Below are 19,096 nucleotides of genomic sequence, written 5' to 3' on the forward strand. Positions count from 1 at the left end.
TGCTACCGATTGCCCCGGTGATTACAGGCTCAGCCAGAGGCGACGCGAGAAGCTGCCATCACATGCCGTTGGCGAACGCGGGATTGGCCATGTCTATGCTTTCACGCACGGGCTTAAGCGCCTTGGCGTACTTACTCAAAATATCCAGGTTGTAGTCGACGCGCCCGCGCAGGCGCTGGTCGTCTTCGCTGGTCGGTTCGGGAGTGTTGAGGACTTTTTCGACCTGGCGCACGATCAAGTGTTCGGGCACGTAGCAGAGGCGGCAGTTCTTGTAGCTGGAGGCGCGTAACTCACTGATCGGGTAGGCGCCGCCGACTCCAGATGAAACGCCGACCAAGAGGCCCGGTTTGTGCGCCAGTTCGGCTTTGCTGGCGTAGATGAAGAAGTTCTTTATGGCGGGACAGGCCATGCCATTCCACTCGGGAGCAACGATAACAATGGCATCGGCATTTTTTAGCTGTTGGCTGTAGAGGTTCCATGGGCCTGCATCTTCGGCTGGCCACAACGGCAGTGGTGCCAGGCCCAGGTCGATCACGCAGCTCAGTTCGTTGGTGGTTTGACCGAGTTGAATCAGGCGTTGGCGCAGAAAGCGGGCGACCTTGCCCGATTGGCTGTTGTTGCGGCCGGAGCCGGCAACCAAGGCGACGTTCAGCATGGTATATCCCCAAAAAAGTGATCGCCCAGGCTAGCGGTCGCAGGCCGGGGCGGCAAGGCATACGCCGTTCAGACGCGAAATTGATCCATCAGGCTTTGCTGCTGGTTGGCCAGACGGTTGAGACTCTGGCTGACCTGGGCCGACTCGTCGGCCTGCCCAGCCATGGTTTCGGTGACGTCGCGAATCGAGGCGACGTTGCGGTTGATCTCTTCGGCGACCGAGCTTTGCTCCTCGGCTGCGCTGGCGATTTGCAGGTTCATGTCGGTGATTACGCTCACCGCTTGGCTGATCCGTTGCAGTACGGCTACCGCTTGACCGACTTGTTCGACACTGCCCTGGGCTTGTCGGTGACTGCTATGCATCGTACTGACCACCTCGCGGGTGCCTTTTTGCAGGCCTTCGATTACCTGGCGGATTTCCTCAACCGAGTCCTGGGTGCGTTTGGCCAGGTTGCGGACTTCATCGGCGACCACTGCGAAGCCGCGTCCAGCCTCGCCTGCGCGGGCCGCTTCGATGGCGGCGTTGAGTGCGAGCAGATTGGTCTGGTCGGCAATCGAGCGGATCACTTCCAGTACCGAGCCGATTTGTTCGCTGCTGTTGGCCAATCCTTCGACTTCCTGCATGGCGACGTTCATTTCGTTGGCCAGCAATTCGATGGTCTCGGTGGTCTTGCCGATCACCCCAAGTCCTTCGCGGCTGGCCCGGTCGGCGCTGTTGGCGGCTTCGGCTGCTTGCGCGGCGTTGTGCGCTACGTCATGGGCGGTAGCGCTCATTTCCTGGAAGGCAGTGGCTACTTGGTCGACCTCACGGAATTGCTGCTGCATGCCAGCACTGGTCTGACTGGCAATGGCGGCGGATTGGTCGGCCGTGCCACGAGCGTCTTGCACGCTGCGTTTGACCTCGGCGATAACCGGCTGCAGCTTGTCGAGGAATCGGTTGAACCAGCTGGCCAGCTCGCCGAGCTCGTCCTGCCGAGGGTAGTCAAGGCGGCGAGTCAAGTCACCTTCACCGCTGGCGATGTCTTTCAGCATGGCGGCAACGCCGAGGATTGGCTTGGTCACGCCACGGGCGGTCAGCCACATCAGCAACAGGCCAAGAAGCATCGCCAGCAGGCCGATCATCAGTGCCACTACGCTGTCGCTGGTCCGCTGCTGGTTCAGTTGGCGCTCCAGTTGTACAACCGGTGCGAGCAGTTTCTGTTCGGGTACTTCGAGTAATACGCTCCAAGACTTGGCCTCGGGAATCGGCTTGAATGGCTGCACTACGCGGAGCATGTCGCCGTGCTGCAGTTCGCTGGCTTGGCCATTATTGATCAATGACCGCAGCTCGCCAGCATATTCACTGTAAGCCTTTTCTACGGGACTGCTGAGCAGGCTGGCATCGCGGCTGTGACCGGCCAGCAACGCTGCCGGGCTGAAAATGCTGATATGACCAGCGCCGTCATAGAGCTCGCGATTGGCTTGCACGCTCAGCAGTTGCAGGCTGTCCAGGCTGATATCGACGCCCACTACGCCGATTACCTTGCCATTCAGTTCCAGCGGGAAGGCAATGCTGGTCATCAGCACTTGCTGGCCGCCGACCTCGTCGAAGTAAGGCTCCAGAACGCAGGTTTTGCCGCTGTCGCGTGGGCAGGTGTACCACGCGTTATAAGGTTCGCCGCTGGGGCCGGTCTTGGTGTCGCTAAGCATCTCCTCGTTCATCGACTCCGACTCAAGTTGCCCTGGCGTCGCTTGCGACCAGTACAGTGAGAAGCGCCCCTGGTCGTTACTACCGAGTTCGGCTTGCTCGACAAATAACTCATCCTTACCGTCTAGCGCGTTGGGTTCGAAGACCATGTAGAGGCCGAGTAATGACGGGTTTGCCTCCAGACTGCTGCGCGCTTGCCGGGTCAGGTCTTCGCGCAGGTCGAAGGCATCGAGGAAGCGTTTCTCAGCCTGCTCGCGGAGAAAAATGATCTGCCGGGAAAACCCCTTGCCATACTGGTAAGTGTCCATGAAATAGCGCTGGACGAGCACCGCCTGCAGCTCGCCACGTGCCTGCAGGCGAAGTTTGGCGCTGTCGGCCAGCATATTGCTGCTGGAGTTGCGCACCAACTCGGCACTGCGGGCGGACTGATAAAGCGAGGCGCCTACCAGCAGCGTCACGATCACGAGCAGGCACAGGCCGGCAAGTAGGGTGATTTTCCATTGGATCGAAAGACGGCTGAAGGGCATGGGGCGCTCCTGAATCAATTGTTCACGACGTGGTTATCGGCGACTGCATGGGTTTCTTGATCGAGCTGGCGGTATCGCTGCGATATGCCGTTTTTTGCTGGCGGCGCTGGCCAGTCATTGCGGTGGGATTATGCACGGGTGATCAATATTTAACACACTGCATTTTTGACACATCCCGCCACTTACGGCAGAGTACGCGGCTTTTTTCTGGGTACAACGGCGTCCCCGTTGATCCGCAGCTTTATAACTGCCTGCAGGTCATGCGCGTGCAGTCAGGCATGCGCCGCCACGGACGCGTAACACCCAACCTTGGTTTCTTCCAGCAAAGCTTCATTAGGAGCGGTTCATGAATGCAGTAATTGCGGCGGTCGGCATCATGCTGGTCCTTAGCCTGTGCCGCGTGCACGTAGTGGTCGCGCTGATAGTCGGTGCACTGGCCGGTGGCATGATCGGTGGCTTGGGGGTGGAGGGTTCGCTGGCTGCTTTCAATCAGGGGCTTGGCGGTGGCGCGACGGTGGCGCTGTCCTATGCCTTGCTCGGCGCCTTCGCTGTGGCCATCGCCAAGTCGGGTCTGGCCCATGCGCTGGCCGACAAGGCCCTGGCTCTGGTCGGCAAGCAGGATGTGCAGGGAGGCGGGGTGCTCAAGTGGGCGTTGATCTTGTTACTGCTGGCGGTAGCGATGGCCTCGCAGAACGTGCTGCCGATCCATATCGCCTTCATCCCGCTATTGGTACCACCGTTGCTCTATGTGCTGAGCAAGTTGCAGCTTGATCGCCGACTGATTGCCTGCGTGCTGACCTTCGGTCTGATCACACCCTACATGTTCCTGCCGGTCGGTTTTGGCGGCATCTTTCTCAATGAGATCCTGCTGGCTAACGTAGCCAAGGCCGGAGTGGACGTGACTGGCGTCAGTATCACCAAGGCCATGGCAATTCCGGCGCTGGGCATGCTGTTCGGCCTGCTGGTGGCTGTATTGTTCAGCTACCGCAAGAAGCGCGTCTATGACCTGACGAAGATCGAGCAGGCCGAGCGCATTGATGTGGCCTACAACCCGCTGAGCCTGTTGGTAGCCGCTGTGGCGATTGGCGCAGCGTTTGTCGTGCAGTTGTGGCTGGACTCGATGATCATCGGCGCGTTGGTCGGGTTTGTAATCTTCTCGGTATCCGGCGTCGTGCGCTGGAAAGAAGCCGATAGCCTGTTCACCGAAGGCATGAAGATGATGGCGATGATCGGCTTCATCATGATCGCCGCCGCCGGTTTTGCCGAGGTAATGAAGGCAACCGGCGAGGTGAAAACCCTGGTCGACAGTTCTGCTGCATTGATTGGGCATGACAAGGCTATTGGCGCGCTGCTGATGCTGCTGGTTGGCCTGCTGGTAACCATGGGTATCGGTTCGTCGTTCTCCACGGTACCGATCATTGCCGCCATTTTCGTGCCGCTGGGCGTACAGCTGGGTTTCAGCCCGCTGGCCATTGTCTGTATTGTCGGCACGGCTGGTGCCCTGGGCGATGCCGGCTCGCCGGCCTCGGACTCGACCCTCGGTCCGACATCGGGGCTGAACGTCGACGGCCAACACAACCATATCTGGGATAGCGTGGTGCCGACCTTTCTGCATTACAACCTACCGCTGCTGGTATTCGGCTGGGCGGCAGCTATGGTGCTGTAAACGAGAGAGTGGCGGGCAGTAACTTCGCCAGCCAATTGTCGCTTTATTTTCTGACGGGACTGCCGATAGATCGGTAGTCCCGTTTCGTTTTGTAAAGCCTATAAGGAAAATAATAATGCGCCTGACATTAAAAACCAAAGTGGTGTTACTTGCCCTAGTGCCGGTGATCCTGTTCGCTATTGTGCTCAGCGGTGCAGCTGCCAAGGTCTTGCAAAGCCTGGCTGCCGAGGAAATAGCAGAAACCCGCGAGCGACTGATCCAGGAAAAACGCGTCGAGCTTGAGCACTATATTCAGATTGCTTTGGGGGCCGTGCAGGGGCTGTATGCCGAGGCGACTCAAGGCGATATGGCCAGTCGCGAGAAGGCTATCGCGGTGCTGTCAAAGATCAAGTTCGGCAACGACGGTTACTTCTTTGCTCATGACTCCAATATTGTGCGTCTGTTTCGCAGCGACAGCCCGGCGGACGTGGGCGTCAGCCTAGCCGAACGACGCGATCCGAACGGCGTCTACACCAATCGTGAGCTGGTCAACGTTGCCAAGAACAACACCTATTTTGTCAATTACTCTTCGCCGCTACCGTCCAACGACGCAGTCATAGTGCCCAAACTGGCTTACAGCTATTACCTGCCGAAGTGGGACATGGCGCTGGGCACAGCGCTTAACCTGGACGGTGTTGAAGCGCAGATCGGCAAGATTCAGGGCCAGATCGACGAACGCATCAGCACGATCCTCACCAGTATTCTGATTATTGCCGTGGTCCTGCTGCTGGTCTTTGGCATCGTCGGTGTGGTGCTGAGTAATACCTTCCTGCGGCCGCTGCAGCAGATAAAAGACAACCTTGATGACATCGCCGCTGGCGAGGGTGACTTGACCCGTCGCCTGCCAATCAGCGGGGACGATGAGCTGGGCCAGTTGGCCGGTTCGTTCAACCGTTTTGTTGAGAAGATCCACAATCTGGTCCGCCAGATCGCCGAAATGACCGGGCAGCTCACGGAACTGGTCGGCCAGGTGTCGACTCAGACCCAGCGTTCCGAACTGGCCATGCAGCAGCAGCGTCATGAAACCGATCAGGTGGCGACCGCGATCAATGAAATGTCTGCCGCGGCCCACGAGGTTGCACGAAGTGCTCAGGGCGCGGCCGAAGCGGCGCAGAAGACTGATCAAGAAGGTCAGGCAGCCAAGCGCGTGGTTGATGGCAGTATCGAGCGCATTCACGCCCTGGTGCAGGACATCCGCGACAGTGGCTTGTCCCTCGACAGCCTGCAGAATGATGTGTCGTCGATTGTCAGTGTGCTTGATGTGATTCGCTCTATCGCCGAGCAGACCAATTTGCTGGCACTCAATGCGGCTATCGAAGCAGCCCGTGCCGGTGAGGCTGGGCGGGGATTTGCCGTGGTCGCCGACGAGGTACGTGCCCTGGCCAGTCGTACCCAGCAGAGCACCCAGGAGATCCAGGGCATGATCGACCGCTTGCAGAAAGGGACGCATCAGGCGGTGGTTTCGATGCGCCAATCAAGCGACGCCGGGGACCTCACCAGCGAGCAAGCCAATAAGGCGGGCTCGTCGCTGGATGCCATTGCGCAGTTGATTGCCACTATCAATTCAATGAATGCGCAGATCGCCAGCGCTGCTGAAGAGCAGACTGCAGTGGCAGAGGAGATCAACCGTAGCGTGCATCAGATTGCCGTGGCTGTAGACAGCGTCGCCGACGAAACCCAGCAAGGGGCTCAAACTGCGCGCAATCTGTCTGGGCTCGGTGAGCGCCTGGGAGCGTTGGTTCGACAGTTTCGTATCTGAGTGCCCTGTAGCTAAAACCCGGCCTACATAGCCAAAGCGCGCAATCTGTAGGAGCGGGCGCACCCGTTAGGTGTTACAGGGGTGTCTGGGTAAGAGTGACATTGCTTGAGGCTGTAATGAGTAGCGTGACGCGATGCCGCTCAGGTCATGCACACCAATCTTAAACTTACCCCGGTGCGCACGGCGCACCCTACACGATCAGGCCCCTTGACACTTAAGCGTCGACGGCTGAGCGCAACAGATAACGGGTACAGAGCCAACAAAAAAAGCCCCGGCATCGCTGCCGGGGCTTTTTCGTTACTGACTCGGTCGGGGTGCGTGGCCCCAACCGAGCGAACCTCAGGCTATTAGCCGAACTGGTTCATGGTGTTGTCTTTGCCGCCAGCTTTGAGAGCTGCTTCACCAGCGAAGTACTCTTTGTGAGCGTCGCCGAGGTCGGAACCGGACATGTTCTGGTGCTTAACGCAGGCGATACCTTGACGGATCTCCTCACGCTGAACGCCTTTCACGTAAGCCAGCATACCTTGGTCTGCGAAGTACCCTTTGGCCAGGTTGTCGGTAGACAGTGCGGCGGTGTGGTAAGTCGGCAGGGTGATCAGGTGGTGGAAGATACCGGCCTGAGCAGAAGCGTCGCGCTGGAAGGTGCGGATGCGCTCGTCAGCAAACTTGGCCAGCTCAGTTTCGTCGTAGTCGACGCTCATCAGCTTGGCACGGTCGTAAGCGGAAACGTCCTTGCCTTCTGCAGCCATGGTGTCGAATGCCTGCTGACGGAAGTTCAGAGTCCAGTTGAACGATGGGCTGTTGTTGTAAACCAGCTTGGCGTTCGGGATGGTTTTACGGATTTCGTTAACCATTTCTGCGATCTGACCGACGTGTGGCTTCTCGGTTTCGATCCACAGCATGTCCGCGCCGTTCTGCAGCGAGGTGATGCTGTCCAGTACGCAGCGCGCTTCACCGGTGCCAGCACGGAACTGGAACAGGTTGGACGGCAGACGCTTGGGACGCAGCAGCTTGCCTTCGCGGTTGAGAACCACGTCGCCGTTCTTCAGATCGGCAGGGGAGACTTCTTCGCAATCCAGGAAGGAGTTGTACTGGTCGCCCAGGTCGCCCGGCTGGTTGGTAACCGCGATCTGCTTGGTAAGGCCTGCACCCAGGGAGTCGGTACGTGCAACGATCACGCCGTTGTCGATGCCCAGTTCGAGGAATGCGTAGCGAACAGCGTTGATCTTGGCGAGGAAGTCGGCGTGTGGGACGGTAACTTTACCGTCCTGGTGGCCGCACTGCTTCTCGTCGGAAACCTGGTTCTCGATCTGGATGCAGCAAGCACCCGCTTCGATCATCTTCTTGGCCAGCAAGTAGGTGGCTTCCGGGTTACCAAAACCGGCGTCGATGTCGGCGATAATTGGCACTACGTGAGTTTCGTAGTTGTCGATCTGATTCTGCAGGTCAGCAGCTTTGGCGTTGTCGTCAGCGGCGCGGGCAGCGTCAAGGGCGCTGAACAGAAGGTCCAGCTCACGGGCATCAGCCTGGCGCAGGAAGGTGTACAGCTCTTCGATCAGGCCGGAAACCGAGGTTTTCTCGTGCATGGACTGATCCGGCAGCGGACCGAAATCCGAACGCAGAGCAGCAACCATCCAGCCCGACAGGTAGAGGTAGCGCTTGTCGGTAGTCTTCAGGTGCTTCTTGATCGAAATCAGCTTCTGCTGACCGATGAAACCATGCCAGCAACCCAGGGACTGAGTGTAGACGGAGGAGTCAGCATCGTAATCGGCCATGTCTTTGCGCATGATGTTGGCAGTGTACTGAGCGATTTCTAGACCGGTTTTGAAGCGGTTCTGAGCGCGCATGCGGGCCACGGACTCAGGGTCAATGGCGCTCCAGCTGCTGCCAGCGGCGGCTTTAACGGCGGCAACGGCTTTGATGTCGTTTTGATAAGCTGACATGGTCAATCCTTCAAAGTATGTGTTTGGTTGAGCACCGACTTTCCCACTCAAAACCTGTGAGGGCGATGGTTGCAGGGGCTCACAACAGTACGAAAGAGAGTGACCAGGGCGCGGTTGCAGCTGGGAGGAGGGGGGACGAAACGAACAGGGCGTCGACTACAGCTGCTGCAAATGATCGTGTCATTTGGCGTCTACGGATCGAATATACCGTTGGACGATTCAGTCGGCTGTAACTGTCTGCTGGCTGCTACGTTGAAGCGCTTCCCCGTCCCTCAGGACAACTTCGTTCCAGTCGCAATCTCGTCGAACTGCCTTGTGGGCTTTACAACACGAGTCGGCTCCGGCGGTAAGCTGAAACACGACCCGGAGGCCCTTTCCAGGGCCCCTGATTAGCGGGAGCGGGGCCATGATGCCTCTGCAAAAAGTGTTCGTCAAACGTTTTGTAGTGCTTTTTCACGACTACTACATAAGTATTACGACGACCGGCGAGTCAGGGGTTGTGAAAAATTCGAGTGCCATGGCCGGAATCTATCCGGGTGTTCGCGGTTAAGCCCCCGGCGTGAAAAGCAGGGCGTTTAGTCAGTTAAATGGCTCTGCTTTTCACCTTGTGCAACGACAGCAGCGGTTGCTTGGCGGCGGCCGCAGCGGGTGTTGGGTGTTCAGTTTTAATCGGTAATTTCGACCTTAACCCGCAGGCTCATGTCCTCGCGCCCTTGGGTAGATCGCTGGCGTAGAACGCCGTCTCGTTCAACCTGGCTCTGCTGGTTAACGCCGCCGATGCTGATCCATTCGCCCAGCCGGCCGCTAACCCGGGTGTCGGTATTCTGGATGTCGATTACTCCGGGCTGCGATTGGCTCACTCGGTCGCGATTGCTACTAATGTTGATGTGTACGATTTCGCCGGTGAGGCTGGCAGTTACGTAAAAGCCGCGCATGACGTTGCGGTATTCGGTGCTGTTGTACACCTGGCCGTAAGGGCCGCTGCTGCTCGAGTTGAGCGGTACGCTTTGGCCGACCTGAATCAGCGCCGGGTAGCCCTCGGTGGCTTGCACGTGTTGGGTGCCGCCGCCACGGCTGTCGGTCGTGCGGCTGATGATGCGCACTTGGTCGCGACCGTTGATTTCGCCCTGGCCAATCTGCACTTGGGCACCGCCGGCGCTCAGGGTGCCGTCGGCGCGATAGCCTCGGTCGTTCTGAAAGCTGGATTCCGAGCTGTCGACGCTGATCAGCAAGCGCCGGGGGCGCGTGTCCAGTTGCTCGAGTAGTTGGCGGATTTCCTCGATTTTGGCCGGCGTGGCGTTGACGACCAGCTGGTTGCCATAGGCATTGACGCGTCCCTCGTTGCCCAGAACCGACTGCACCACCGGCAGCACATCATCCGCGGTGCGGTAATTGAGCGGGATAACTTCGGTGGCCGCACTCAGGGGCAGAGCGATGCAGAGCAGCAGAGCCGCGAACAGGTTAGGTGCACTCATAGCAGGAAACTCCGTACGTCTGGGTCGGTAATGCTGGCCTGCCAAGCCTGATCGAATTGTCTCTGACGCAAGCGTACGCGGGCAGGGTCCTGATATAGCGCATAGCCGGCAAATTGTTCAGGTTCAGGGCGTAGCAGCAAACCGCAGTCATCAGCCAGCAAGAAGGCAATTTCCTCACCGGGATAGTCCGGGTGCAATTTGCGGATATGCAGGTTACTCGACAGTCGGCGCGACAATCCAAGTAAGCGGTGGCCTTGCTTAACGGCCCGGCTGAGGTCTTTGACGAGAATGCGCAGGCGATTTTTCGGGTTGGCCAAGAGCAAGCGGGTGCAGGCCTCCTGGACGCTGCGGTGATGATACAGCCAAGGTTCCAGGTCGGTGCTGTAGATGCACAGGCTGCGCTGGGCTTGCTGGAGCATGGCCAGCGCGTGGGCGCGGGCTGCCTGGGGCTGATCGAAACGCTCCAGTGCCAGGTGCTCGCCGAGGATGAACGGGGCCGGCTCTGCCAGTCGTGATTCGGCTGAGGCTGGCCCAGGGTTGTGCACGGCAAAACGCCCCGGCGACTGAAACTCGATGGCGGGAAGCGCTGCTGGCTCGTTGCTCTCGGTTGCGTCTGACGGGGCGTTCTGGTTCATCCTGACCTCACGGCTATTGTTCGCAGCTATTATTGGCTGTTGCGCACCATATCTACATGAGGAATACCGGCGTCGAGGTACTCACCGCTGACGATGGCAAAGCCAAGCCTTTCATAGAACGGCGTGGCCTGCACCTGGGCGCTGAGCATTTGTTGCTGCAAGCCACGTTTTTCCGCTTCTGTGAGCACCGCGCGCAGCAGTGCGTCGCCAACGTTAAGTCCTCGCCAATCCTTAAGTACCGAAACACGGCCAATATGGCCGTCCGGCAGCAGGCGTGCGGTACCTATCGGATAGTCACCCTCGTAGACGAGAAAGTGCAGTGCCTCGGCATCGTCAGCATCCCACTCGAGTTCCGGCGGTACCGCTTGCTCGGCAATGAACACCGACTCGCGAATGCGCCGCAGCTCGGCATTGTCTTTTTGCCAGTCAGCCAGGCGGATGTGAATACTATTCATCGGCAAATTCCAGACTCCCTTGTTTGGCCAGTTCCACTAGCAGGTTACGTGCCTCGTCATCGGCCAGCCATGCAGCAAGGTTGTCGATATGTAACGCGTCGGCTGAGCAGATCAGTTTCAGCAAGTCGCGCTGGCTGGCCGACAGTAAGCGGCTTTGACCGCTGGCGAACAGCACCAGGTCTTCGCCGACTTCCGACCAGGCCAGGCGGGCGCTGGGGTTGCGGATCAGCACGGCGCCATCTTCGAGGCTGGCGAGGAAGGCGTCTTCATCTATCTCAATGCCAGCGATCAACTCCGGGTAGCGCGGTTCGGTCATGAACTGGCCGAACCAGGTCATCAGCAGGCGCTCATCGCTCATGTGTTCATTGAGCAGGGCTTTCAGGCGATCCAGGGCGTCATGCTGGATCTGGTGCGGATCGCTGGTCGGTTGCGCGTCGGCATCGCTATAGCGGTCTTCATCGGGGAGGAACTGGCCGAGAAAATCGGTGAAATGGGTCAGTACTTCAGCGGCGCTAGGCGCGCGGAAGCCTACGGAATAGGTCATGCAATCATCCTCAGCGGTACCACAGTGGGCCAGAAGCGGCGGCAGATAGAGCATGTCGCCGGGTTCCAGTACCCATTCTTCAGTTTTAGTGAATTCGGCAAGAATCTTCAGGTCAGCGTGTTGCAGCAGCGGGCTCTCGGAGTTGCACATCTGGCCGATCTGCCAGCGGCGTTTGCCGTAGCCTTGCAGCAGGAATACATCGTAATTGTCGAAGTGCGGGCCGACGCCTCCGCCGGGTGCGGCAAAGCTGATCATCACGTCGTCGATGCGCCACTTGGGCAGAAACTTGAACTCTTCGAGCAGCTCTGCCACTTCCGGGACGAACTGATCGACCGCTTGCACCAGCAGGGTCCAGTCGCGTTCCGGCAGTTGGGCGAAGGCGTCTTCGGCGAACGGGCCGCGGCGCAACTCCCATGGGCGCTCGCCGTCCTCGATCACCAGGCGTGACTCGATTTCCTCTTCCAGGGCCAGGCCTGCAAGCTCGTCCGGCGAGATCGGGCTCTCGAAGCCGGGTATGGCCTGGCGCACCAGCAGGGGTTTTTTCTGCCAGTAGTCGCGCAGGAACTCACGGGCTGTAAGGCCGCCTAACAGCTGCAGTGGAGTATCAGGATTCATCGCTAAGCCCTTGAAATAAATAAAAGCCCAAAAATAAAAACGCCCGGCACTGCCGGGCGTGCAAGTGACTCAAACGCTTAAATACGTTTGGCCTGAGCGATTGCATTGCCGATGTAGTTGGCTGGCGTCAGCAACTTCAGTTCGGCTTTGGCAGCGGCTGGCATATCGAGCCCGTCGATGAACGTCTGCAGCGCTTCTGCGCTGATGCCTTTGCCGCGCGTCAGCTCTTTGAGCTTCTCGTAGGGGTTTTCGATGGCGTAACGGCGCATCACGGTCTGGATCGGCTCGGCGAGAACTTCCCAGCACGCGTCGAGGTCGGCGGCGATGCGCGCCTCGTTCAGTTCTAGCTTGCTGATGCCCTTGAGGCTCGCTTCATAGGCGATAACGCTATGGGCGAAGCCGACGCCAAGGTTGCGCAGCACGGTGGAATCGGTCAAGTCACGCTGCCAGCGCGAGATAGGCAGCTTGCTGGCCAGATGCTGGAACAGTGCATTGGCGATACCCAGGTTGCCTTCGGAGTTCTCGAAGTCGATTGGGTTGACCTTGTGCGGCATGGTCGAGGAGCCGATTTCGCCGGCGATGGTGCGCTGCTTGAAGTAGCCCAGGGAGATGTAGCCCCAGATATCGCGATCGAAGTCGATCAGGATGGTGTTGAAGCGGGCGATGGCGTCGAACAGCTCGGCGATGTAGTCGTGCGGCTCGATCTGGGTGGTGTAGGGGTTGAGCTGCAGGCCCAGGTCACCTTCGATAAAGTCGCGGGCGTTGGCTTCCCAGTCGATCTGCGGGTAGGCCGACATGTGGGCGTTGTAGTTGCCTACCGCGCCGTTGATCTTGCCCAGCAATGGCACGGCTGCAACTTGGGTAATCTGCCGCTCGAGTCGATAGACCACGTTAGCCAGCTCTTTGCCCAGGGTGGTCGGCGATGCCGGCTGGCCGTGGGTGCGTGAGAGCATCGGCACGTCGGCGAATTTGATCGCCAGCTCACGGATGGCTTCGGCAGTCTGGCGCATCAACGGCAGCAGGACGTCGTCGCGGCCTTCACGCAGCATCAGGGCGTGGGACAGGTTGTTGATGTCCTCGCTGGTGCAGGCGAAGTGGATGAACTCGCTGACGTTATCCAGTTCCGGCAGCTTGGCAGCCTGTTCCTTGAGCAGGTACTCCACGGCCTTGACGTCGTGGTTGGTGGTGCGCTCGATCTCTTTGACGCGTTCGGCGTGCTCGATGGCGAAGTCGTTCGCCAGTTGGTTGAGTACGGCCTGGGCTTCGGCTGAGAAGGCGGGGACTTCGCCAATACCTTCATGGGCGGCCAGGCGTTGCAACCAGCGCACCTCAACCAGGACGCGAAAGCGGATCAGGCCGTATTCGCTGAAAATTGGGCGCAGGGCGCTGGTTCTGCCGGCATAGCGGCCGTCAACGGGGGAAACCGCGGTGAGCGAGGAAAGCAGCATAAGAGGGCGTTCTCGGGCAGTCGGGCGACGAAAAGGGCGCATATCATACATTAAAACGTCGTGCTGGCCGCGTTTGCTCGCTAGCCGTTCAGCGGCTGCGTCGGGCAATCGACAGCAGGCTGGAGGCGAAAATCAGGGCGGCCCCGATCAGTGAGGTCAGGTCAGGGGTTTCGCCCCAGCGTAACCAGGCGATCACACCGGCAAAGACGATGGCCAGGTAAGCGAAAGGTCCGATCAAGCCGGGCGGCGCCATGCCATAGGCTTTGGACATGATGATCTGGCTGACGGTGGCGAGCAGGCCGATTGCCAGCAACAGGTTCAGCTCATGATTGTTTAATGACTGCCATGCCCACGTCAGGGGGATCGCGGAGGCCAGCGTGCCGAATAGCGCAAAATAGAACACGATGCGATAAGCCGGTTCGGTATCGCTCATCTCGCGGATGGAGACAAAGGCAAACGCTGCCAGGACACTGGCTGCCATGCCGATCAGGGTATTGCCACTGAGCAAGGCGCTCGAGGGTTTAGCCACCAGCAATACCCCAACCAAGCCGATGCCGGTTGTCAGCAGGATGCGTTTGCTCAGCGGCTCCTTCAGCCACCACCAGGCGATCAGTGGAGTGAACAGCGGGGCCGAATAGGTAAACAGCATGGCATCGGTCAGGGGCAGGTGGGCCAGCGCGTAGAAGAAGCAGTACATCGCCGCCAGGCCGTAGCTGGTGCGCCATAGATGCGCCTTGATGCGCGTGGTTTTGAGCGGAGTCACGCCCTTGAGCAGGATCAGCGGCAGAAAAAACAGCACGCCGACCAGATTGCGAAAGAACACCACCGATTCGTTATTGACGCTGCTGGAGACTTCGCGAACGCCGACGCCCATCAACGAGAACAGCAGTGCCGACAACGCCAGCAGTGCGGCACCCTGCATGGGTTTGACCATGCGGGTGTTCATGGTTAACCGCGCAACAGCGGGTAAAGTTCCTTGAGCAGCTTGCTGCGGCTGAACACCAGCTGCCAGCGGTGGCCACCCAGCTGGCGCCACAGTCGCGCCGAGCGGATACCCGCGAGCAGCAGGGCGCGGATCTTCGAGGCGTTGCTTGGCTGTTGCAGATGACGGATGTCGCCTTGCACCTGGATACGCTGGCGGAAGGTGCTGATGGTGTCCTCGTAAAGACTGCCGCAAGCAGCGATGACGTTGTCATGCACCAGGCCGAAATGACCGACCTGGTTCTGGATTTGGTCCAGACGGCTGCCCATTACCTGCAGCATGTCGTCGCGCTTGGCCAGTTGCCGTTCCAGCGCGAGCAGCGCGAGGGCATAGCGCAGTGGTTCGCGTTGCAGGCTGGCCGGGTCGCGCTCCAGAGAGCTGATCAGGGCGCGATAACCGTCGCGCAGGTTGAGGTCGTCACCCCCGTATACATCCAGGGTGCCTTGTGGGTCGCGCACCAGCAGGCTGCCGAGCATGCAGGCCAATCCTGGCTCGCCAATCTGTCCGGTCTTGGCCAGTTTGTCGACCAGCACCGCGGCCTCGAAAACCGCACCCAGGGCGACCAGTTGTTCCTGTGTTGGGCTCATAGGTGCTTATCCTTGCTGCTCCAGGGTTCTGCTATTTCGATCACGCCGCCGCCGAGGCAGATGTCGCCGTCATAGAACACCACTGACTGGCCTGGCGTGACCGCACGTTGCGGCATGGCAAAACTGGCGCGATAGCCGCTGGCAGTTTTTTCCAGGGTGCAGGCTTGATCGTTTTGGCGGTAGCGCACCTTGGCCGTTAGCTGGCGAGGTTCGTTTAACTCGATCGGGTTGACCCAGTAAATATCGGACGCGAGCAGGGCGCTGGAGAATAGCCAGGGGTGATCATTACCCTGGCCAACCACCAGCACATTGCGTTCCAGGTCTTTTTGCAGCACGTACCAGGGTTCTTCGCTGGCGTCTTTTAGACCGCCGATGCCAAGACCCTGGCGCTGGCCGATGGTGTGGTACATCAAGCCGTGATGACGGCCGATGACCTCGCCTTCGGTGGTTTCAATATCGCCGGGCTGGGCCGGTAGGTACTGCTTGAGGAAGTCGCTGAAGCGCCGCTCGCCGATAAAGCAGATGCCGGTCGAGTCTTTCTTTTTCGCCGTGGCTAGCTGGTGTTGCTCGGCGATGGCGCGCACTGCCGGCTTTTCCAGCTCCCCTACGGGGAATAAGGTCTTGGCTATTTGTTCGCCACCGACGGCATGCAGGAAGTAGCTCTGGTCCTTGTTCGGGTCCAGGCCCTTGAGCAGCTCGGTTCGGCCATCACGATCGCGTCGGCGCACATAATGGCCGGTGGCAATCAGGTCGGCGCCGAGCGCCAGGGCATACTCGAGGAATGCCTTGAACTTGATTTCGCGGTTGCACAGGATGTCCGGGTTGGGCGTACGTCCGGCCTTGTATTCGGCGAGAAAATGCTCGAACACGTTGTCCCAATACTCCGCGGCGAAGTTGGCAGTGTGCAGTTTGATGCCGATCTTGTCGCACACAGCCTGGGCATCGGCCAGGTCATCCATGGCGGTGCAGTATTCGGTGCCGTCGTCTTCGTCCCAGTTCTTCATGAACAGGCCTTCGACCTGGTAACCCTGTTCAAGCAGCAGCAGGGCCGAGACGGACGAGTCCACGCCGCCGGACATGCCGACTATGACGCGTTGCTGTTCTGGGCTGGGGAGGGCTGGATCACGCATAGGGGTGTCTGCACAAAAGATGAAATTCTAACAGGCTGGCGGTGCCAAGGCTAAGCGGCGATTCAATCACGGATCAGATCCAGGTCGTGCAGTGGCCCAGCGAGGTAGTCGTCAATGCAGCGAAGGACCAGCTCGCTCCGCCAGCGCTCTGGTTGGCTGGCTAACTCGTCACGGGTCAACCATGGCGCGCCGACGATGCCGGCGTCCAGGCTGCGCTGTGGATGATGACGCAAGGATTTGGCGACAAAGCAGATGCGCTGATAGGTCACACCGTTGCTCGGTGCGGTATACAGATAAACCCCGACGATGCCGGTGAGTTCGACATCCCAGCCGGTTTCTTCGAGCGTTTCGCGCACTGCTGCCTCACGCAGTGTTTCGTTGGCTTCCAGGTGCCCGGCGGGCTGGTTGAGGACCAGTCGTCCACCCTTGAGCTCTTCGACGAGGAGAAAGCGGCCCTGGTTTTCGACGATAGTGGCTACGGTGATGTGAGGCTGCCAATCCATGTGTTTGCCCTGTAAGTGAATGACGATCATGGCGGCCGCAGCGAGGGCGCGCGGCCATGTTGGGTGGGCGCACAAGCAGAAACCCCGGCACGTGGCCGGGGCTTCTGGTCATACGGCGCGTTCAAGCGCCAGGCGTTACACCTTAAAGCAGCGAAGCGATCGCGGCGTTGAAGGTTGGGCTAGGACGCATGGCCTTGCTAGTCAGCTCCGGGTTCGAACGGTAGTAACCGGCAATGTCGACTGGCGTACCTTGCACGGCACTGAGTTCGGCAATGATGGTTGCTTCGTTGTCGCTCAGGGTTTTAGCCAGTGGGCTGAAGTGCGCTTGCAGCGCCGCGTCTTCAGTCTGTGCCGCCAGCTCTTGTGCCCAGTACATCGCCAGGTAAAAGTGGCTGCCACGGTTATCCAGCTCACCGGTTTTGCGCGACGGCGATTTATTGTTGTCGAGCAGCTTGCCGGTGGCCGCATCCAGAGTCTTACCCAGCAGCTTGGCACGCTGGTTGTCGTTCTTGATGCCCGTCTCTTCCAGTGATACCGCCAGGGCCAGGAACTCGCCGAGCGAGTCCCAGCGCAGATGGTTTTCTTCGATGAGCTGTTGCACGTGCTTCGGTGCCGAGCCACCAGCGCCAGTTTCGTACATGCCGCCGCCTGCCATCAGTGGCACGATCGAGAGCATCTTGGCCGAAGTGCCCAGTTCCATGATAGGGAACAGGTCAGTCAGATAGTCACGCAGGACGTTACCGGTCACCGAAATGGTGTCCAGGCCACGAACCAGGCGCTCCATGCTGATGCGAATGGCTTCGTTGTAGCCCATCATGCGGATATCCAGGCCGCTCAGATCATGTTCCTGCAGGTAGGCCTCTACCTTCTTCTGCAACTCACGGTCATGGGCGCGCTCGGGGTCGAGCCAGAAAATCGCCGGGGTATTGGACTGGCGAGCGCGGGTCACGGCCAGCTTGACCCAATCGCGGATCGGTGCGTCTTTGGTCTGGCAGGCACGCCAGATGTCGCCGGCTTCAACGTCATGCTGCATCAGCACGCTGCCGTCGGCCAGTACTACGCGCATGGTGCCATCGGCGGTCATTTCGAAGGTTTTGTCGTGGGAGCCATACTCTTCTGCTTTCTGCGCCATCAGGCCAACATTCGGCACGCTGCCCATGGTGGTCGGGTCGAAGGCGCCGTTGGTTTTGCAGAAGTTGATCATTTCCTGGTAGATGCGGGCGTAGGTGCTTTCTGGCATCACCGCTTTGGTGTCCTTGAGCTTACCGTCCTTGCCCCACATCTGCCCGGAGCTGCGAATCATTGCTGGCATCGAGGCGTCGACGATCACGTCGCTCGGGATATGCAGGTTGGTAATGCCCTTGACCGAGTCAACCATGGCCATTTCCGGGCGGTGGCTGTAGCAGGCATGGATATCATCCAGAATTTCTTCCTGCTGCGAGGCCGGCAGAGATTTGATCTTGTCGTAGACGCTGCTGATGCCGTTGTTCGGGTTGACGCCCAGCTCTTCAAACAGCTTGCCGTATTTGTCGAATACATCCTTGTAGTAAACGCTGACCGCATGGCCGAAGACGATCGGGTGCGACACCTTCATCATGGTGGCCTTAACGTGCAGCGACCACATCACGCCGGTTTCTTTGCAGTCCTGCAGCGTCGCCTCGAAGAACTCCCGCAGCTTGCGGCAGCTCATGAACATGCCGTCGAACACTTCGCCTTCTTGCAGCGCCAACTGTTTCTTGAGTTCGACCTTGCCGTCTTTACCGACGAACTCGATGCGCACGTCACCGGCCTTGTCCATGGTGATCGACTGTTCGCTGGAGAAGAAGTCACCGCCGCGCATGTAGTCGGCATGAGACTGGGAGGCCATGCTCCACTTGCCCATCGAGTGCGGGTGCTTGCGCACGAAGGCTTTGACCGCTGCTGGGGCGCGGCGGTCGGAGTTGCCTTCGCGCAGAACCGGGTTCACCGCGCTGCCGAGAATCTTGCTGTAACCGGCGCGGGCTTGTTTTTCTGCCTCGGTTTGCGGGTCTTCCGGCAAATCAGGGATGTTGTAGCCCTGAGCCTGCAGTTCTGCGATGGCCGCCTTTAGTTGCGGTACCGAGGCGCTGATATTGGGCAGCTTGATGATGTTGGCTTCTGGGTCAGTCGCCAGAACCGCCAGTTTGGCGAGGTCGTCCGAGACGCGTTGGTCGGCGTCCAGGTGCTCGGCAAAGCTTGCAAGAATTCGCCCTGCAAGAGAGATGTCACTGGTTTCGACGGCTATGTCAGCGGATGCCGCGAAAGCTTCTACAATTGGCAGAAGCGAATAAGTGGCAAGGGCTGGAGCTTCATCGGTGAAGGTGTAGATGATCTTCGAACGTTTGGACATTTAGGATTAACTCTCTTCTTTGCTAAGCGAGCACAGAATCTCGAGATGCGCAGGTAAGCGCGTTCGCTCAAAGTCGTCA

Annotated in this window: 15 protein-coding genes and 3 pseudogenes; 4 read left to right on the forward strand and 14 right to left on the reverse strand. The window is 59.2% G+C overall.

What is annotated here, in order from left to right:
- Positions 1-58: 58 nt before the first annotated feature.
- The 3 genes and pseudogenes from Q8K09_RS18930 to Q8K09_RS21375 all read right to left on the reverse strand — a co-directional run.
- Positions 59-655 carry an NADPH-dependent FMN reductase gene (locus Q8K09_RS18930; protein ID WP_305256535.1) on the reverse strand — a complete coding sequence of 199 codons (597 nt, stop codon included), beginning with the start codon at positions 653-655 and terminating at the stop codon, positions 59-61.
- A gap of 68 nt (positions 656-723) precedes the next feature.
- On the reverse strand, positions 724-1,479 hold the full coding sequence (locus tag Q8K09_RS21370; protein ID WP_370869578.1) for a methyl-accepting chemotaxis protein: 756 nt from the start codon (positions 1,477-1,479) through the stop codon (positions 724-726).
- A gap of 150 nt (positions 1,480-1,629) precedes the next feature.
- A pseudogene (locus tag Q8K09_RS21375) lies at positions 1,630-2,868 on the reverse strand (cache domain-containing protein); the annotation flags it as partial.
- Positions 2,869-3,214: 346 nt separating this feature from the next.
- On the opposite strand from Q8K09_RS21375, the gene Q8K09_RS18940 reads away from it, so the two are divergent.
- From Q8K09_RS18940 to Q8K09_RS21385, 3 genes and pseudogenes are all read left to right on the forward strand, one after another.
- Positions 3,215-4,534 carry a Na+/H+ antiporter family protein gene (locus tag Q8K09_RS18940; protein ID WP_305256537.1) on the forward strand — a complete coding sequence of 440 codons (1,320 nt, stop codon included), beginning with the start codon at positions 3,215-3,217 and terminating at the stop codon, positions 4,532-4,534.
- A 115-nt stretch (positions 4,535-4,649) separates the two neighbouring features.
- Positions 4,650-5,426, forward strand: a pseudogene (locus Q8K09_RS21380) (cache domain-containing protein); the annotation flags it as partial.
- Positions 5,427-5,735: 309 nt separating this feature from the next.
- Positions 5,736-6,332 (forward strand): annotated as a pseudogene (locus tag Q8K09_RS21385) (methyl-accepting chemotaxis protein); the annotation flags it as partial.
- A 347-nt stretch (positions 6,333-6,679) separates the two neighbouring features.
- Here Q8K09_RS21385 and Q8K09_RS18950 read toward each other — a convergent pair.
- Positions 6,680-8,275 carry an isocitrate lyase gene (locus Q8K09_RS18950; RefSeq protein ID WP_305256539.1) on the reverse strand — a complete coding sequence of 532 codons (1,596 nt, stop codon included), beginning with the start codon at positions 8,273-8,275 and terminating at the stop codon, positions 6,680-6,682.
- Positions 8,276-8,681: 406 nt separating this feature from the next.
- On the opposite strand from Q8K09_RS18950, the gene Q8K09_RS18955 reads away from it, so the two are divergent.
- Positions 8,682-8,825, forward strand: a complete 144-nt coding sequence (locus Q8K09_RS18955) for a hypothetical protein (RefSeq protein ID WP_305256540.1) — start codon at positions 8,682-8,684, stop codon at positions 8,823-8,825.
- A 115-nt stretch (positions 8,826-8,940) separates the two neighbouring features.
- Here the strand turns inward: Q8K09_RS18955 and Q8K09_RS18960 are convergent, their stop codons facing one another.
- From Q8K09_RS18960 to Q8K09_RS19005, 10 genes are all read right to left on the reverse strand, one after another.
- A complete protein-coding gene (locus Q8K09_RS18960; protein ID WP_305256541.1) occupies positions 8,941-9,750 on the reverse strand; it encodes a secretin N-terminal domain-containing protein in 810 nt (269 codons plus the stop codon).
- The gene (locus Q8K09_RS18965) at positions 9,747-10,385 is read right to left on the reverse strand and encodes a histone acetyltransferase HPA2 (RefSeq protein ID WP_305256543.1); all 639 of its coding nucleotides are present in this window, start codon (positions 10,383-10,385) and stop codon (positions 9,747-9,749) included. The genes Q8K09_RS18960 and Q8K09_RS18965 overlap by 4 nt, the downstream gene beginning before the upstream one ends.
- 29 nt (positions 10,386-10,414) lie before the next feature.
- The gene (locus Q8K09_RS18970; RefSeq protein ID WP_305256544.1) at positions 10,415-10,840 is read right to left on the reverse strand and encodes a GNAT family N-acetyltransferase; all 426 of its coding nucleotides are present in this window, start codon (positions 10,838-10,840) and stop codon (positions 10,415-10,417) included.
- Positions 10,833-11,999 (reverse strand): cupin domain-containing protein, encoded by a 1,167-nt coding sequence (locus Q8K09_RS18975; protein ID WP_305256545.1) that lies wholly within the window; start codon positions 11,997-11,999, stop codon positions 10,833-10,835. Before Q8K09_RS18975 ends, Q8K09_RS18970 begins: the two co-directional genes overlap by 8 nt.
- 77 nt (positions 12,000-12,076) lie before the next feature.
- Positions 12,077-13,447: an adenylosuccinate lyase gene (gene purB, locus Q8K09_RS18980; RefSeq protein ID WP_305256546.1), complete on the reverse strand. Its 1,371-nt coding sequence runs from the start codon at positions 13,445-13,447 to the stop codon at positions 12,077-12,079.
- A gap of 88 nt (positions 13,448-13,535) precedes the next feature.
- Entirely contained in the window at positions 13,536-14,393 is an 858-nt protein-coding gene (locus Q8K09_RS18985) for a DMT family transporter (protein ID WP_370869574.1), read from the reverse strand.
- Positions 14,394-14,395: 2 nt separating this feature from the next.
- Positions 14,396-15,016, reverse strand: a complete 621-nt coding sequence (gene hflD / locus Q8K09_RS18990; protein WP_305256548.1) for a high frequency lysogenization protein HflD — start codon at positions 15,014-15,016, stop codon at positions 14,396-14,398.
- A complete protein-coding gene (gene mnmA / locus Q8K09_RS18995; RefSeq protein WP_305256549.1) occupies positions 15,013-16,146 on the reverse strand; it encodes a tRNA 2-thiouridine(34) synthase MnmA in 1,134 nt (377 codons plus the stop codon). Before mnmA ends, hflD begins: the two co-directional genes overlap by 4 nt.
- 62 nt (positions 16,147-16,208) lie before the next feature.
- Positions 16,209-16,649 carry an NUDIX hydrolase gene (locus Q8K09_RS19000; protein WP_305256550.1) on the reverse strand — a complete coding sequence of 147 codons (441 nt, stop codon included), beginning with the start codon at positions 16,647-16,649 and terminating at the stop codon, positions 16,209-16,211.
- 142 nt (positions 16,650-16,791) lie between these two features.
- Positions 16,792-19,017, reverse strand: a complete 2,226-nt coding sequence (locus Q8K09_RS19005) for an NADP-dependent isocitrate dehydrogenase (protein WP_305256551.1) — start codon at positions 19,015-19,017, stop codon at positions 16,792-16,794.
- Positions 19,018-19,096: the final 79 nt, after the last annotated feature.

This window comes from Pseudomonas sp. (assembly GCF_030683065.1).
Taxonomy (GTDB): domain Bacteria; phylum Pseudomonadota; class Gammaproteobacteria; order Pseudomonadales; family Pseudomonadaceae; genus Aquipseudomonas.

Coding starts and splice junctions, on each gene's coding strand:
- Q8K09_RS19005 (WP_305256551.1), bottom strand. CDS start 19,017: ATGTCCAAACGTTCGAAGATCATCTACACCTTCACCGATGAAGCTCCA.
- Q8K09_RS18970 (WP_305256544.1), bottom strand. CDS start 10,840: ATGAATAGTATTCACATCCGCCTGGCTGACTGGCAAAAAGACAATGCC.
- hflD (WP_305256548.1), bottom strand. CDS start 15,016: ATGAGCCCAACACAGGAACAACTGGTCGCCCTGGGTGCGGTTTTCGAG.
- purB (WP_305256546.1), bottom strand. CDS start 13,447: ATGCTGCTTTCCTCGCTCACCGCGGTTTCCCCCGTTGACGGCCGCTAT.
- Q8K09_RS18975 (WP_305256545.1), bottom strand. CDS start 11,999: ATGAATCCTGATACTCCACTGCAGCTGTTAGGCGGCCTTACAGCCCGT.
- Q8K09_RS18960 (WP_305256541.1), bottom strand. CDS start 9,750: ATGAGTGCACCTAACCTGTTCGCGGCTCTGCTGCTCTGCATCGCTCTG.
- Q8K09_RS18985 (WP_370869574.1), bottom strand. CDS start 14,393: ATGAACACCCGCATGGTCAAACCCATGCAGGGTGCCGCACTGCTGGCG.
- Q8K09_RS18950 (WP_305256539.1), bottom strand. CDS start 8,275: ATGTCAGCTTATCAAAACGACATCAAAGCCGTTGCCGCCGTTAAAGCC.
- Q8K09_RS21370 (WP_370869578.1), bottom strand. CDS start 1,479: ATGCAGCAGCAATTCCGTGAGGTCGACCAAGTAGCCACTGCCTTCCAG.
- Q8K09_RS18955 (WP_305256540.1), top strand. CDS start 8,682: ATGATGCCTCTGCAAAAAGTGTTCGTCAAACGTTTTGTAGTGCTTTTT.
- Q8K09_RS18930 (WP_305256535.1), bottom strand. CDS start 655: ATGCTGAACGTCGCCTTGGTTGCCGGCTCCGGCCGCAACAACAGCCAA.
- Q8K09_RS18965 (WP_305256543.1), bottom strand. CDS start 10,385: ATGAACCAGAACGCCCCGTCAGACGCAACCGAGAGCAACGAGCCAGCA.
- Q8K09_RS18940 (WP_305256537.1), top strand. CDS start 3,215: ATGAATGCAGTAATTGCGGCGGTCGGCATCATGCTGGTCCTTAGCCTG.
- Q8K09_RS19000 (WP_305256550.1), bottom strand. CDS start 16,649: ATGGATTGGCAGCCTCACATCACCGTAGCCACTATCGTCGAAAACCAG.
- mnmA (WP_305256549.1), bottom strand. CDS start 16,146: ATGCGTGATCCAGCCCTCCCCAGCCCAGAACAGCAACGCGTCATAGTC.